13 protein-coding genes are annotated in these 14,435 nt (G+C 46.1%); 6 read left to right on the top strand and 7 right to left on the bottom strand.

From position 1 onward, the window contains the following. Positions 1 to 80 precede the first annotated feature (80 nt). The 5 genes from C5684_RS04745 to C5684_RS04725 all read left to right on the top strand — a co-directional run bounded on the left by C5684_RS04745 (position 81) and on the right by C5684_RS04725 (position 4,881). Positions 81 to 752: a chorismate synthase gene (locus tag C5684_RS04745; RefSeq protein ID WP_233708659.1), complete on the top strand. Its 672-nt coding sequence runs from the start codon at positions 81 to 83 to the stop codon at positions 750 to 752. Between the two features lie 54 nt (positions 753 to 806). Beyond that, positions 807 to 1,337 (top strand): DUF2603 domain-containing protein, encoded by a 531-nt coding sequence (locus C5684_RS04740; RefSeq protein WP_104639565.1) that lies wholly within the window; start codon positions 807 to 809, stop codon positions 1,335 to 1,337. Between the two features lies 1 nt (position 1,338). Continuing rightward, positions 1,339 to 2,715, top strand: coding sequence for an oxygen-independent coproporphyrinogen III oxidase (hemN, locus tag C5684_RS04735; RefSeq protein ID WP_104639564.1), 1,377 nt, complete (start codon positions 1,339 to 1,341; stop codon positions 2,713 to 2,715). 52 nt (positions 2,716 to 2,767) lie between these two features. Continuing rightward, positions 2,768 to 4,036 (top strand): (Fe-S)-binding protein, encoded by a 1,269-nt coding sequence (locus C5684_RS04730; RefSeq protein WP_104639563.1) that lies wholly within the window; start codon positions 2,768 to 2,770, stop codon positions 4,034 to 4,036. Between the two features lie 92 nt (positions 4,037 to 4,128). Beyond that, entirely contained in the window at positions 4,129 to 4,881 is a 753-nt protein-coding gene (locus tag C5684_RS04725; RefSeq protein ID WP_104638613.1) for an outer membrane beta-barrel protein, read from the top strand. A 43-nt stretch (positions 4,882 to 4,924) separates the two neighbouring features. Here C5684_RS04725 and ccoG read toward each other — a convergent pair whose 3' ends face one another. The 4 genes from ccoG to C5684_RS04705 form a co-directional block, all read right to left on the bottom strand. After that, positions 4,925 to 6,307, bottom strand: a complete 1,383-nt coding sequence (ccoG, locus tag C5684_RS04720; RefSeq protein ID WP_199764394.1) for a cytochrome c oxidase accessory protein CcoG — start codon at positions 6,305 to 6,307, stop codon at positions 4,925 to 4,927. Positions 6,308 to 6,392: 85 nt separating this feature from the next. Continuing rightward, positions 6,393 to 7,532: a potassium channel family protein gene (locus C5684_RS04715; protein ID WP_041602795.1), complete on the bottom strand. Its 1,140-nt coding sequence runs from the start codon at positions 7,530 to 7,532 to the stop codon at positions 6,393 to 6,395. Between the two features lie 17 nt (positions 7,533 to 7,549). Continuing rightward, on the bottom strand, positions 7,550 to 7,738 hold the full coding sequence (gene rpmB / locus C5684_RS04710; RefSeq protein WP_104629324.1) for a 50S ribosomal protein L28: 189 nt from the start codon (positions 7,736 to 7,738) through the stop codon (positions 7,550 to 7,552). A 44-nt stretch (positions 7,739 to 7,782) separates the two neighbouring features. Then, on the bottom strand, positions 7,783 to 8,904 hold the full coding sequence (locus tag C5684_RS04705) for a cytochrome-c peroxidase (RefSeq protein ID WP_104639562.1): 1,122 nt from the start codon (positions 8,902 to 8,904) through the stop codon (positions 7,783 to 7,785). A gap of 102 nt (positions 8,905 to 9,006) precedes the next feature. On the opposite strand from C5684_RS04705, the gene C5684_RS04700 reads away from it, so the two are divergent. Further along, the gene (locus C5684_RS04700) at positions 9,007 to 10,794 is read left to right on the top strand and encodes a hypothetical protein (protein ID WP_233708658.1); all 1,788 of its coding nucleotides are present in this window, start codon (positions 9,007 to 9,009) and stop codon (positions 10,792 to 10,794) included. 4 nt (positions 10,795 to 10,798) lie between these two features. On the opposite strand, the gene queF is transcribed toward C5684_RS04700, so the two are convergent. From queF to C5684_RS04685, 3 genes are read right to left on the bottom strand one after another with little or no spacing between them, the layout of a single operon-like run. Continuing rightward, complete coding sequence (gene queF / locus C5684_RS04695) at positions 10,799 to 11,239, bottom strand: preQ(1) synthase (RefSeq protein WP_199764493.1); 441 nt, start codon at positions 11,237 to 11,239, stop codon at positions 10,799 to 10,801. Further along, positions 11,232 to 14,042 carry an isoleucine--tRNA ligase gene (gene ileS / locus C5684_RS04690; protein ID WP_104639561.1) on the bottom strand — a complete coding sequence of 937 codons (2,811 nt, stop codon included), beginning with the start codon at positions 14,040 to 14,042 and terminating at the stop codon, positions 11,232 to 11,234. Before ileS ends, queF begins: the two co-directional genes overlap by 8 nt. A 21-nt stretch (positions 14,043 to 14,063) precedes the next feature. Next, positions 14,064 to 14,312 (bottom strand): RNA-binding S4 domain-containing protein, encoded by a 249-nt coding sequence (locus tag C5684_RS04685; RefSeq protein ID WP_104639560.1) that lies wholly within the window; start codon positions 14,310 to 14,312, stop codon positions 14,064 to 14,066. Between the last annotated feature and the right edge of the window lie 123 nt (positions 14,313 to 14,435).

Genomic DNA, 14,435 nt, shown 5'->3' with positions numbered 1-14,435 from the left:
CGGAGGAGCGAGTGGAGGAGCACGTGGGCGGGGGGTGATGTTGTCAGATAGGAAGGGTGTTGATGGGGGGGAGGGGTGACGTGTCGAAATTTTGTATAAGCGAGTGGGGGGTGGGCGGGGTGGCGGTGGTTTTTTGCATAGGGGGTATTGGGGCTAAGGTGATTGATTTTGATTTTGCCAAGCAGAGCGTGATTTTTTCTTTAAGCCCTGAGATGGAGGCGCAACAAAAACAAGCCATTTTAGAAGCCAAACAAAGAGGGGATAGCCTTGGGGGCGTGGTGTTGGTGCAAGCTAGAGCGCATGCCAATTTGCTAGGTTTGGGGCAACCCCTGTATGACAAGCTAGATGCACGCATTGCGGGCGTGATGATGGGGCTTAATGGGGTCAAGGGGGTTTTTATAGGCGACCCGTTGGTTTCTAGCATGCAAGGGAGCCACTATAATGACCCACTCAGCCCGCAAGGGTTTAAGAGCAATCATAGCGGGGGGGTTTTAGGGGGGCTTGGCAGTGGATCGGATTTGGTGGTGTGGGTGCATTTTAAACCCACCTCCAGCATCTCAACCAAGCAAGAGAGCATCAACACACAGGGGCAAGCCGTGCATTTGGAGCTTAAGGGCAGGCATGACCCTTGTATTGCCATTCGGGGGAGTGTGGTGTGTGAGAGTTTGCTAGCCTTGATCTTGGCAGATTTCTTGCTTTTAAACTTGGGATCGCAACTGGGCACGCTCAAGGGCTTTTATGGCAAGGCTTGAGTTTTGTTGTGGATTTTGTGCTACAATAGGTAAAACCATCCAAAAGGGGATCGCATGCAAGAGATCAATTCCCAAACCGCTAGAACAAGGAGGACCCGGACTAGAAACAACCAAACTAGCACGCAGAGCATGTATCAGAGTTTAGAGTCGGGGAAAAATCGTGTCCAAGCAAAATCTCTTGATTCTAAGCAAATGCTCTTAGAGCTAGAGGAGGGGGCATTTGATCCCAAAGAAGCGTGGTTTATGCAAGATGAGCAAAATCACCGCTATGTGGTGATCCCTGAGGCTTTGCTCCAACACATTGTACGCGTGATCCAAAAAGCTTATGAGGATAAAATCGTGGTGGAACTTGAAAGGGATATGGCAACCCTCACCCCGATTGATTTTGCCGATGCGATGGCGGTTGTTTTTAAAAAGCTAGAGGCGATGCGTGGGAGCGATGGGAGCTTGCCTAAGATTTCCTCGCTTGATTTTGTCAAACAGGTCAAAAAACAACACCCCAACCTCTTTTTTAACTTCTCCGACTTTTTAGAAGAGAAAAAACAAGAGGGCTTGGACTTGGATAACCTACAAATCCCCTTTTAAAATGCCAGCCCCCCAAACCCTTGATTTCCAAAAATACGCCTCTTACTCCAAACCCGGACCCCGCTACACCAGCTACCCTACGGCAGTGGAGTTTTCTAGCCAGTTTCAAGAAAAGGACTTGATCCAAGCCTTCCAAAGAAGCGATCCTAAAATCCCCCTATCACTTTACTTCCACTTGCCCTTTTGCAAGAGCGCGTGCTATTTTTGTGCGTGCAATGTGATCTACACCAATAGCCAGCGCAAAAAAGAACGCTACATTAGCTATCTTGAGAAAGAATTAGCCCTTTTAAAGCGGTATTTAGACACACATAAAGAAGTGGTGCAATTGCACTTTGGCGGGGGCACGCCCACTTTTTTTAGCGCCACGCAATTAGAACGCATTATCCAAAATATCTTCCACACCTTCCCGCATTTTGCCCCCCATGCCGAATTGGCATGCGAGATCGATCCACGCCATTTTGAGCGCGCCCAAATGGAGGTTTTGCACCAACACGGGTTTAACCGCCTAAGCTTTGGGGTGCAAGATTTTGATCCTAAGGTGCAACAAGCCATCAACCGCCTACAAAGCTTTGAATTGGTGCAAGAAAAAGTCTCTTTGGCGCGGGAGTTTGGCATCAATTCGATCAATTTTGATCTCATTTATGGTTTGCCCTTCCAGACTTTGGCTAGTTTTGAGCAAACGCTATTAAAAACCCTAGAGCTCAACCCCGATCGCCTAGCCATTTTCAACTACGCCCATGTGCCTTGGGTCAAGCACACCATGAAAATTGACCCCGCCACCCTGCCCAGCCCCAAGCAAAAATTAGAACTCTTGCAGTTTCTAATTGGGTTTTTAAAGGCACGGGGCTATGAGATGATTGGCATGGATCACTTCGCCAAAAAAGACAATGAACTCTACCTTGCCTTGCAAAACAAACAACTCAGGCGCAATTTTCAAGGCTACACCACCCAAAAATTTTCCCAAACCATCGGGGTAGGTGTTACTAGCATTGGCGAAGGGTTGGATTATTACACCCAAAATTTTAAGGATTTAAGATGCTACGAACAAGCCCTAGATAGCGATCATCTGCCCGTGGAGCGTGGGATTAGATTGAGCAAAGAGGATGAACTGCGAAAAGAGGTCATCATGCACTTGATGAATAATTTAGAGCTCAATTTTAGCGCCATTGAGAAGAGTTTTGGGATTGATTTTAAAGAGCACTTCAAGCAGGCTTTACAGGCTTTAAAACCCTATGAGCAAGAGGGGTTGGTTATTTTGGATCAAGACGGGCTGAAAACCAGTGCAACGGGGGCGATGTTGGTGCGCAATATTGCCATGCTCTTTGATGCCTATCTAGGGGATCAACATAAAGACAAACGCTTTAGCCAAACCCTTTAGCATTGCGCCCACAGAGTTACTAGAAGAGATCAAGGGGGTAACCCAAGCTTGCGTGAAGTGTGGCAAATGTGTCCCTAGTTGCACGATTTATCGCATCCATAAGGATGAGACCACATCCCCGCGTGGGTTTTTGGACTTGATCGCCCAAGTCAAGCAAGAGAGTTTGGAGTTTAGCCCTGATGTGAAGGGCATTTTTGACACTTGTTTTCTCTGCACCACTTGCGTGCAAGTCTGCCCCTTGCATTTGCCCATTGATGTGATGATTGAAAAGGTGCGTTATTTGAGCACGGCCAAACACCCCATCAGCTGGCATAAAAAACTCTATTTTTTCTTGTTGCGCCACCCTAAGCTGATGGATTTTGTCTTTTCTTTTTGCCATGTTCTAGCCCCATGTGCTTTCAAACAAGAAAATGACAAACTCAAATGGCGTTTCAAATGGCGCGCTAAAAACCCCAGCTTAAATCTCTTGCAAAAACGCGCCTTTTTCCCCTTTGCCTCCAAGAGTTTTTTAAACAGCCACCCAGCGCAGATCATGCCCCAAAACCCAGCAGAACAGCCTACTAGAAAAGTGGGGATTTTCATTGGTTGCTTGGGGAATTACAATTACCCCAATGTGGGTAAAAGTTTGCTCTCTTTGCTGGATAAACTAGGAATTGGGGTGATCTTGCCCAACCAAGTTTGTTGCGGTGCGCCTGCCTATTTTAGCGGAGATGCCAAGAGCGCGCTTTTTTTAGCCCAAAAAAATACCGCCTCTCTAGCCAACATCGCCCCCCAAGTGGAAGCGATCCTAGTCCCTGAAGCCACTTGCATTAGCATGCTCAAAAAAGATTACCCCCATGTATTTAAGAATATCACCGATCTTGGTGAGCGTCAAGAGTGGCTAGACAAATTTAGCACCATTCAAGACAAACTACAACTCGCCTCTGCCTTTCTAGCCCAGCACACCGCCCTAATAGATTTGCTCAAGCAACGCCCTAAAAGCCCTTTGAGTTTGACCTACCATGATCCTTGCCATGCCAAAAAGGTTTTAGGGGTTTATGCACAGCCGCGCATGCTTTTACAGGCTAACCACCAAATTATTGAAATGCAAGAGAGCGATCGCTGTTGTGGTTTTGGGGGGGTGAGCATGCAAAGCGAGCATTATTCTTTGACCCTCCAAGCTGGTCTGCCCAAAGCCTACGATATTGTGAGCACGCATGCCCAAATTGTGAGCGCGGAATGTTCGGCATGCCGGGTGCAACTCAATAACGCCCTAGAGCAAATTGACGCACCCACGCAATTTTTACACCCTTTAGAACTCTTGGATCGCGTTTTGGCATAAAATTTTTCTCTTTAAATGCCAAATACCCAAATCTTAAAAAAAATATGCTAAAATAAGAGGAAATCATTAACATTCATTGAAAAGAGGATTATATGAGAAAAACATTCTACGCCTTAGTATCCAGTGCTGTAGCACTGAGCGGTTCGCTCACGACTCTGAGTGCCGAGAGGAATGCTTGGTATGTGGGTGCGAGTTACCAAGTCGGGCAAGCAGGGCAGACGATCACTAACAATAGTGGTCCCTTGCACATCCCCACCCTCCCCACTGGGACTTACCACTATCTAGCCGTGATGCAGGGGTTGGGTGTTAGTGTGGGTTATAAGCAATTCTTGGGCAAGAAAAAGTGGTTTGGTCTGCGTTATTATGGGTTTTTTGACTATGGGCATGCCGTTTTTGGGGCGAATGCGCTGACTTGCCCATCAGGCACAACGATGAATAGTGTTAATACTGCTGTCGATGGTGCCTCGCCTTGTCCAGCCGTTGCCAACCTCTCAGATATGTTCACCTATGGTGTGGGGATCGACACGCTTTACAATGTAATCAATAAAAAAGATGTTACTTTTGGCTTTTTCTTTGGAGCCGCCATTGCGGGCAACTCTTGGGGCAACACAACAAAACACTTCATGGTCGAGAAGGGTCTAGGGGGCAAAATCGATCCAGCAATTTTCCAATTTTTGTTTAACGCCGGTTTGCGCACCGCCATTGGCAAACACCAAGAGTTTGACTTTGGGATCAAAATCCCCACCATTAACGACTACTATTTCTATAGCAGACCGGGGGGCAATTTGGCTTTCACTTACCGCCGCCAATACAGCCTCTATGCCGGATACCGCTACAACTTCTAACCCGCTTTGGGCTAGCCCTTGCTAGCCACCCCCCCCTTAGAGCTTAAAAATCTGGAACAATAAAAACGCTTGCTTGCGTAGAAGTGATGCTAGGATCATCTGTGCTGTGGGCTTTGATCACAATGGGCAAAATCCCGCGTTTGGCGTGGGTAACATCGTGCTTGTCATAAGCCTCTTTGGCTGCTTGCATGGGCATGCGCAAGACCACCACAACCTTCATCTTACCCCGTGCGCCAATGGAGAGGGGGTTTTTGGGGCGCACAATGCTAATGTGGGGATCATCGACACTAAAGGTGTAGGTGTGGGTTTTGCTACTGGTGTTTTGGAAGAGAAAAATATAGGTGTTTTTGACAAACCCATTTTGGACACTATACAAACGCCCGCCATGCGTGATGTCTAAAATCATCGAGGCTTTCTCTAAAGAACCCACAATCAAAGCCCCAACCACCAACACCAAAACCCCGATGTAGGCGATGGTTTTGGTGCGCCACAATCTGACTTTTTGCTTGGTGCTTGTGGCATTGCTTGAAGACCAATTAATCAGGCTGGGCTTGTTTAATTTCCCCATTGTCATGGTGCAAGCATCCACACATTCCAAGCAATTAATGCATTCTAATTGCATGCCCTTTCTGATGTCAATGTGGGTGGGGCAGACCAAGACACAATGATTGCAGCTCACACATTCATTGGCTGGATCGCGTTTTTGGGGGAGGGTGGGGATTTTCATATCCCTTTTGTCATAGATGAGCCCCCCACGCTGGGTGTCATAAACAGGGTTTAGGGTGTCATCATCAAACAACACGCTTTGCACCCGTGCATAGGGGCATAGATAAATGCAAAAGCGTTCTTGCACCACCACAATATCAAAGAACACCACCGCGCTCAAAACCGCCCAAATGCCCAGTAACAGCATGTGCTCTTTGGGCGCATTAATCCCTTCTAAAAACTCATAGGGGGGGACAAAATAGAACAACAACACCGCCATCGATGCAATCGGGACGGGTAAAAACAAAAGACAACCCACAATCTTTTTAAACCAATTTGCCAAGTCTGGGCGCACGGGGCGTTGTTTGTTGCCAATCTGGGTGCGCAAACCTAAAATCTTGGTTTCAATGAGATCGCGATGGATTGTCCTAAAGATGGTTTGTGGGCACCCCCACCCACACCACACCCGCCCCAGCATAGAGGTCATAAAAAAGATAAAGACAAATAGGAAAATCACCAAGAGGGGCAATAAATACATCTCTTGTGCGCTGTAAATATTGCCTAACAAGTGGATTTGCTTGTGCTCAAAAGAGATGAGGAACACCTGCCCCTCGCCCATATGCACGAAAGGCAAGCCAATGGCTAAAATGGTGATTAAAATATAGACGATGTAGCGTTTAAAGCGGAAAGATTGGTAAAAATAATAGCTCTTGTCTTTGATTTTCTGAAAACCATGCGTGTCCATAAACACCCTTGTATGTTGGATGCTGGCATGGTAGCAAATTTTATTTAAGGCTCTTTAAACCCTACAGCGTGATAAAATCCATCTCCATAGGCCGTTGGTGTTGCAAAATAAAAGTTTTGGATTTTTCCACACCCTCAGAAGTGCCAATCATCAATAACTTAGACTCGCTAGCAATGATGGCTTCCCCATCGGGCATGGGGATATAACGCCCGTCCTTTTGGATGATCCCGATGATAAAAACTTTGGTGATCTCTCTAAAATGGGCTTCCTTGAGCTTGCGTTGCACTAACCAACTCTCTTTGGGCACAATGACCTCTTCTAGGTCTAATAGCGTGTCTTTTTTATAGATGAATTTTTCTAGGATATTTTCCATATCGGGGCGAATCGCCATCGCACTCACCCGTTGCGCCATTAACTTTGTAGGCGAAACCACGCTATCAGCCCCCAGCTTTTTGAGTTTCTCCAAGCCCTCATCACTATGTGCGCTAGCAATCACATAGTAAGGCTTGCGTTTGAGCTCCTTTTCAAAGAGGCGCACGCTCACAATCAAGGCGACATTCACGGGCAAAATCTCTGAAAAGGTCACCACGCCCTTAGCACTACTCAAATGGGTTTTGAGCATGGCTAGGTTGGTGTGGGGATCGCCCGTGATGTAGTAGGGGTATTTGTGCTTGATGGCTTCTTCCTCAAAGTTGGGCGCATTATCCACCACCACGAAGGGAATCTGCGCGCTTCTAAATTGCTTGCTAAGCTCAATGGTGTATTCATTATGGTAACAGATCACATAGTGATTTTTGAGTCTAGCTATCTTGTAAATCATTCTTTTCTCCCGAATTAATCCTGCTAGCACGCCCTTATTGATGACATTGATCAAGATAGCCACGCTAAAGGTTACCACCCCCGTCCCGCAAAACATGATAATGGAGGTGAAAAAAATACTGATGGTGTTAAACTCATGCTCGTTGAGTGCCCCAAAACCCGTTGCAGTGAAAGTGTAGGTGGTTTGGAAAAAAGCCTGCATAAGGCTGTAATCTTGCAGTGCCAAATAGCCCAAAGTGCCCGCCAAGATAAAACATTGGATCAGCACCAAAGGCAGTCTAAAAACTTCAAATTGGGCGTAAATCTCGGCGTTGAGATTGTAGTCGGCTTTTACCTTTTGCTTTTTAACCGAAAATAGGAATGCCTTGATCTTTTTAAACATCACGGGGGCATAAAACCCTACTTGCTCTTACGCATCGTCCTTAGCGTGGAAGCCGCCACCTTGAGTTTTTTGCGTGTGCCATCCTCTAGGCGGATGTGGATGGTGTGTAAATTAGGTAACAAACGCCTTTTACTTTTGTTGTTGGCATGGCTTACGCGGTTACCCACCATCGGGCCCTTATTGCTCACCAAACATTTTCTTGCCATAAACTCTCCTTGTTTTAAAATAAAACGGGCATTATACCCAAAAACTAATGCGAAGGAGCTTTAGGCTGGGTATCGCTTTCCATGATCCCCTCGGGTCTAGGCGTGGTCGCTGTGATGGTGGGTAGATCAGGATAAACGATGGTGGGTTTTTTGCCCGTGAGCGCACCAAAGAAGATCTCAATCTTTTTAGCCTCTTCATCATTGATCGTGATGCCTAACTGGATTGCCCCCATCTCTTTAATCGCATCCTTGACATCCCAATACTGCCCGTTGTGGAAATAGGGCATGGTTTCTAGGATATTACGCAAGGTGGGCACTTTGACCATGCCATCTTTATTCCCCTTAAAATCGCCCACATTGGCAAACTTGTAAGGTGCTGCCACTTGGAAGGGTTGCATTGTCCCCCCTAGATTGATTCCATTATGGCAGGCAATACAGCCCTTATCTAAAAAGAGTTTCAAGCCCTCTTTTTCTTGTGGGCTTAGGGCTTTGACATTGCCTCTTAAGAAGTCGTCATAACGGCTAGGCGTGTTCAAAGTGGCTTCAAACATGGCGATGGTATCGGTGATGAGGTTAAGATCAATCTTGACATGGTTGCCATAAGCCCGTTTAAAGGCTTTGACATACCCGGGCATAGAATTGATCTTAGCCTCCACCACTTTAGGATCGGCATTCATTTCAACAGGATTGCTAATAGGTCCTTTTGCCTGATCGCCCAAGTGTGCCGCACGCCCATCCCAAAACTGCACCGAGTTAAAGACAGAGTTATACACGGTGGGCGAATTGAGAAAATGCGGGTTGGGTTTCCAACCCTCACCCACCGCCCTAGAGACTAAATCCACACCCGCTAACCCCAAATTATGGCAGGTGTTACAAGAGATCAAATAGGAGGTCGAAATTCTAGGGTCTAAATAAAGTTTCTTACCCAATTCAATTTGCGCCTTAGTCATCACGGGACCTTTATAAGAGAGCCCCAAATCAGTAACCTTTTTGATCAAATATTTTTGCAAATCCTTACCTTGGGGCATGGGCACTAAATTAGCCCCTAATGCCCGTTTGATCAAGGCAAAATCCGCTTGGGTGTTGTTTTTAGCACCCAAGCCCGCCACAGCCAACGCCCCCACCAACACACTAGATAGAATACGATTTTTTTGGAATACACGCATCCAGACACTCCATTAATAAAAAATAAAAGCTTATTCTATAGCTAATTGGCTTACTATTAGTTAATTAGGATTAGATTATAAATGAGAGGGCAAGGAGACAACATGGAGCATCTAAAAAGATGTATCTGCGTTTTCGCGATTCTAAGTATCGCCCATGGGGATGTGCGGGATGGTTTTTTTGTAGGGGGGAGATTTGGGGTTAGCAGTGAAAGCCCCTCTTACAAGCAAAACACACCCACAAGTGCCGGTGCGACCCGTTCTGTCAGTGCAACAGAGTTAAGCCAAGATGCCAAACAGGATATCCAAAATGCTTTGCAACTGCTCAAAAATCTTAATGGATCGCTTGTCCGTGCCAAAGATGGCAACCAAGCCCTCAATGATTTATCTTCTATTAGTCTTTCTAGTCTAAGTAGCATACGGGCTTTGCAAGCTAATATTGCCAATATTCTCCAACATCTCCAAGTGGCTATTGACAATTCAACCAACAACGGACAAAACCAAGCGATTATGTCCCAGTATCGTGCGATCGTTAATGAACTCCAAACTTTGCAAACCCAAATCACACAAGAGGTAAATAACTACAACCAAGAACTCAACTCCCAAAAACAAAACTACGACACCAAGCATGCCGCATACCAAAAAGCCGAACAAGAGTATCAAGGCAAGGTGCAAGCGTATAACACAGCTAGGGATTCGGTGACTAATATTATCAATAATGCCCCTTCAATGACTTGTGGATTCAATGCAGGATGTAGTTCTAATCAACTCACAACTTTCTTGAACGACACAGCGGCTCTTGTCCATGATTTACAAATTTTAGCACCCCTAAATCCTAAGTTTTCTCAAAATAACCCACAACAAAACTATAACAACGCCTATTCCAGTGGGTATAATCAAGCTGTGAGTGTGCAAACACTTGAAAATTTGGCAGGATACTCGGTAAATAGTGCTACCAATTATTTTACAAATCTCCTCCAACAACTCAACATGTATCCTAACCTACAGACACAGGCAAATTTAAATCTTAGTAATCTTATTTCCCTAGCTGCTTGGTTTAACCATCAAGCAGATATTATTGAAGCATTAAAATACTCTAATCCCACTCAGTTTTCCAATTACATGCAGGGCTTGCTCAATAACTATCAAGGTGTATTTCAAGATCTTACAATAAACGCTCCTAATTTAAACGATGCCGTTCCTCCCGCCACAACAGCCTTAGGGAATGGACCGCAATTCAGCCTATCTAATCAGTTTAACTTCCCCTACCAAAGCTTTGCGCCCCAAATCCAAGCCACTTACCACCAACTAAATGCGATCCCCAACATTGCACTCCCACATACTATACAGATTAAACCCAGTGTAGCCCCCCTAGCCAAGGGCATCAACCAATCTTCTAGCCTTTTCTCCAACATAAGCTATAATGTAGATTTGTTAGCTGGTTACCAATATTTTTTTAGCGGACATTTTGGCTTCTCTTTCCATGTATCTGTGGGTTATGGCTATATCCATAGCCCCATTTTTAATAGCTTGTCTTTCTTCAAGCATTTGCAAGACATTAAAATTAACTTGGGTGCGGATTTGATCTATGACTTCAATACACCCACAGATTACAAAGCCCCCATCTACTATGGCGTGTTTGCTGGGGTGCAAGGCGGGAACACTAACTTTGTTCTCAACACCAACAACCGAGCTCTTTGGCGTGCTTCTTATAATCTAGGACTCGATCTAGGGCTTAGATTCCAGTTTTCAAGCAATATTATCAAAGTGGGTGTTGATATTCCCTTAGTCCCCTACAAGGTCAATTGGCAAACAGACTTGGGATCTTTCCAACTCAACAGGAGTGCTAAAGATATTGGATTTTTTATTACTTATGAAAAGTTAATCTTTTAGCAACTCACAAACACTGCAACAATCTTTGTTGCTTGAAGCCCATGTAGTCAGGGGTGGCGTAGTTGGCAAAGGGGGTGATGGTGATCCCTCCGCGTGCGCTAAAATGGGCTTGCACTTCTAGGTATTTGGGTTCTAAAAGGGTAACCAAATCGTTTAAGATTTTTCCCACGCAATCCTCCCCAAACACCCCCTCATTGCGGAAACTAAAGAGATAGAGTTTGAGCGATTTGCTCTCTACCATTTTGAGATGGGCGATGTAGGCAATACGCACGCGCGCAAAATCAGGCTGGGCGGTGATGGGGCACAGACTGGTAAATTCTTGGCTCTCTAGGCAGGTAAAAATATCTTGCCCCGGGTGGGGGTTTTCAAAGGCTTCGAGCAAGTGGGGGCTATAGGTGGTCGGGTAGCTGGTTTTGCCCCCCAAATGGCTCAAACTCTCAAGCATGCAAGACTTCGGCGCAACGCCCGCAGAGTTCATCTTGGGGAGCTAAAAAGCGCCAACAACGCGGGCATTTTTCTAAGGCAGCACGTGCCAAAACAAAATCGGGACTCTCTAATAAAATGTCCTCCGTATTGCCCTCCCACAGACCTACCGCGCTCACCATGAGCCACTCCACATAATGGGGGAACTCCAAATCTTGGGGGTTTTTAAAGTAAATTTGCACCTCCAAAGAGGTTTTAACCAGCTTGTCTTTTTTCAGTCCGTCCAACGCCTCGCTAAAGCGCGCACGCAACTCTAAGGGGCGTTCAAATTGATCGAGCACGCTCTGGGCTTGCGTCCCTTCAAACAAGAAAGGCATTTTAAGATCAAAGACCCCACCCCCTGCTAGTGCTACCTCTTTAAATAGAGGGCTGGCATGTTCTAACACCTCCTCAATGGTATAGGTGAGAATGGGAGCGAGCGCAAAGCTCAAATGGTGTGCTAAATAGAGCATGGTTGTTTGAATCGCGCGCCTAGCAGGATCATTTTTGGCATCGCAATAGAGGCTGTCTTTGCAGATATCCATGTAGATTCCGCTTAGATCATTGGCAATAAAGGCAAAGAGTTTTTGCAAGCCCTTCACAAAATCATATTGCTTAAAATGTTCCTGCACTTGACTAAAGACTCTCGAGCTCAGGGCTAAAATCCAAGAGTCGATCAAACTCAAATCTTGCAAGGGTGCTAGAGTGTCTAGCCCTGCTGTGTTAGCTAGTAAAAAGCGTAGGGTGTTACGCACTTTTTTATACCCCTCAGCCGTTTGGGCAAAGAAAGCATGTGAAACGCTCAAATTATCTTGGTAATCATTCATCACCACCCACAGGCGTAAAATATCGCTCCCATAGGTGTTAAGCACCTCATCTAAGGAAAAGACATTCCCCTTAGATTTACTCATCTTATGCCCCTTAGCATCCACGGTAAAGCCATGGGTTAGCACACCCTTAAAAGGGGCTTTAGAGTGCTTGATACAGCTCAAGAGCAAAGAACTTTGAAACCACCCGCGGTGCTGATCGCTTCCCTCTAGCACTAGATCGCTAGGATAGACCCCCAAGCGTTCCTCACACACCGCCTTAAAAGTGCTCCCGCTATCAAACCACACATCTAAAATATGGGTGTTTTTCTCTAAATTAGGGGCTAGGTGCTTGAGCTGTGCTGGCAAAAGCTCCTCTACACTCTGCTCCCACCACGCATTACAACCCTTTTCTTTGAAGATGTTATAGATGTGCTTTAAGACCGCTTCCTCTAGTAGGGGCTCTTGGGTTTGTTTATCTAAGAAAAACGCCATAGGCACACCCCAGTTGCGCTGCCTGGATACACACCAATCGGGGCGTTGCTCTAGCATGGCTTTGAGGCGGTTTTTTCCCTGTTTGGGGTAAAAGGCGACATCTTCAATCGCCTCTAGGGCGACTTGGCGCAGGGTTTTAGAACTGCCATCTTCTTGTAAAAAGGGCACATCCATCATGATAAACCACTGCGTGGTGGCGCGGTATAAAATGGGCTCATGCGTGCGCCAACAATGCGGGTAGGAGTGGGTGATGGTGCTATGGTGCAACACAGAATCGCCCAATAACTCGATGATCTTAGGCTGGATTTTGAGTACATGCGTGCCTAAAAACTCTTCGGGCAAGAGTTTTTTATGCAAGATTTCCTCATTGTAACGCCCATAGTCATCCACAGGTACTAAGACCTCCAAGTCATACTGCAGGCACAAATGGTAGTCTTCCTCACCATGTCCGGGGGCGGTATGCACCGCACCACTCCCCTCTTCCAAGCTGACATGATCGCCTAGCAACACCACCGAATCGCGTTGGTTTAAGGGATTAGTCGCTAAAGCCTTTTCTAGCAATTCACTTTCAAAACTGCCCACAATTTCCCCCTCTAAAATGCCCTGTTCTAGCAGTTTTTGGGCTAATTCTAGCGCAATGATATGCCCCTTAGAGGTGATCGCATAAGTAGTCCTAGGCTTGAGCGCGATCCCCACATTAGCTGCGAGCGTCCAAGGGGTGGTGGTCCAAATCACTAAAGCAAATGTCTTAGGACTCTCCTGCGTGCTAAAATGGGCTTGATCTGCGATTTTTTGTGCGCTGGCAGGCTGGAGGGGGAAGCTTACAAAGATCGAATCGGATTGCTTTTCTTTATACTCCACTTCTGCCTCAGCCAGCGCGCTTTGGCACGCCCAACTCCAATAGACGGGCTTAAAGCGTTGTTTGAGTAAGCCCTTTTGGGCGGCAATGCAGAGCATTTCATAAATGCTGGCTTCAAACTCGTATTTATAAGTCTCATAGGGCTTTTCATAATCCCCCACCACGCCTAAGCGCAAAAACTCTTCGCGTTGCACGCCGATAAATTTTTGGGCGTGTGCGTAACAGCGATCGCGAAACTCTAGGGGGTTAAGGGTGTGGCGTTGCTCGGGGGGTAGCCTGTGCTGGGACTCCTTGAAATCTTTTTCCACTTGTTGCTCGATGGGCAAGCCATGGCAATCCCACCCGGGCACATAATCGACTTTTTTACCTAAAAAATACTGGTGCTTGACGATCACATCTTTTAAGATTTTATTGAGCGCGTGCCCGATATGCAAATGCCCGTTAGCATAGGGGGGACCATCATGCAAGATAAAGCCCTCTGGCGCATCTTGGCGTTTGTCTAGCATGTGGGTATATACCGCTTGCTCGCGCCAACGCGCGTAGAGTTTGGGGGCGTTGGCAATGGCATTGGCTTTCATAGGGAAGGAAGTTTTAGGGAGGATGAGGCTGTCTTTATAATCTTGCATCAAAAACCTTTCTATTGGGATTTATTCTAATTCTTGCACGAACAGATGGCTTTGGGCTTTAGGAATGGTTTTAAGCGTGGGGATAGCTAGCACGCGGTAAGACTTGGAGCGATCCAAATACTTAATTTGGAGCACATCGCCTATTTTAACCTCTTTACTGGGCTTGACAGGCGCGCCATTTAAAAAAACCACGCCCTCTTTGAGCATGTCCAGCGCGATTGCACGCCGCTTAGTGATATTGGTAGCATTTAAAAATTTGTCAATACGCATGCATCATTGTAGCATTATGCGCTTTAATTTAGGCTAAGTCCAAAACGGATATTTTAAGACATATTGCCCAAACCACACATCCTTGTATTATAATAGACAGAGTTTCATAGCAATTAACCTTTA

Source organism: Helicobacter bizzozeronii, assembly GCF_900196775.1.
GTDB lineage: Bacteria > Campylobacterota > Campylobacteria > Campylobacterales > Helicobacteraceae > Helicobacter > Helicobacter bizzozeronii.
This window is presented reverse-complemented; position numbering and strand designations above follow the sequence as displayed.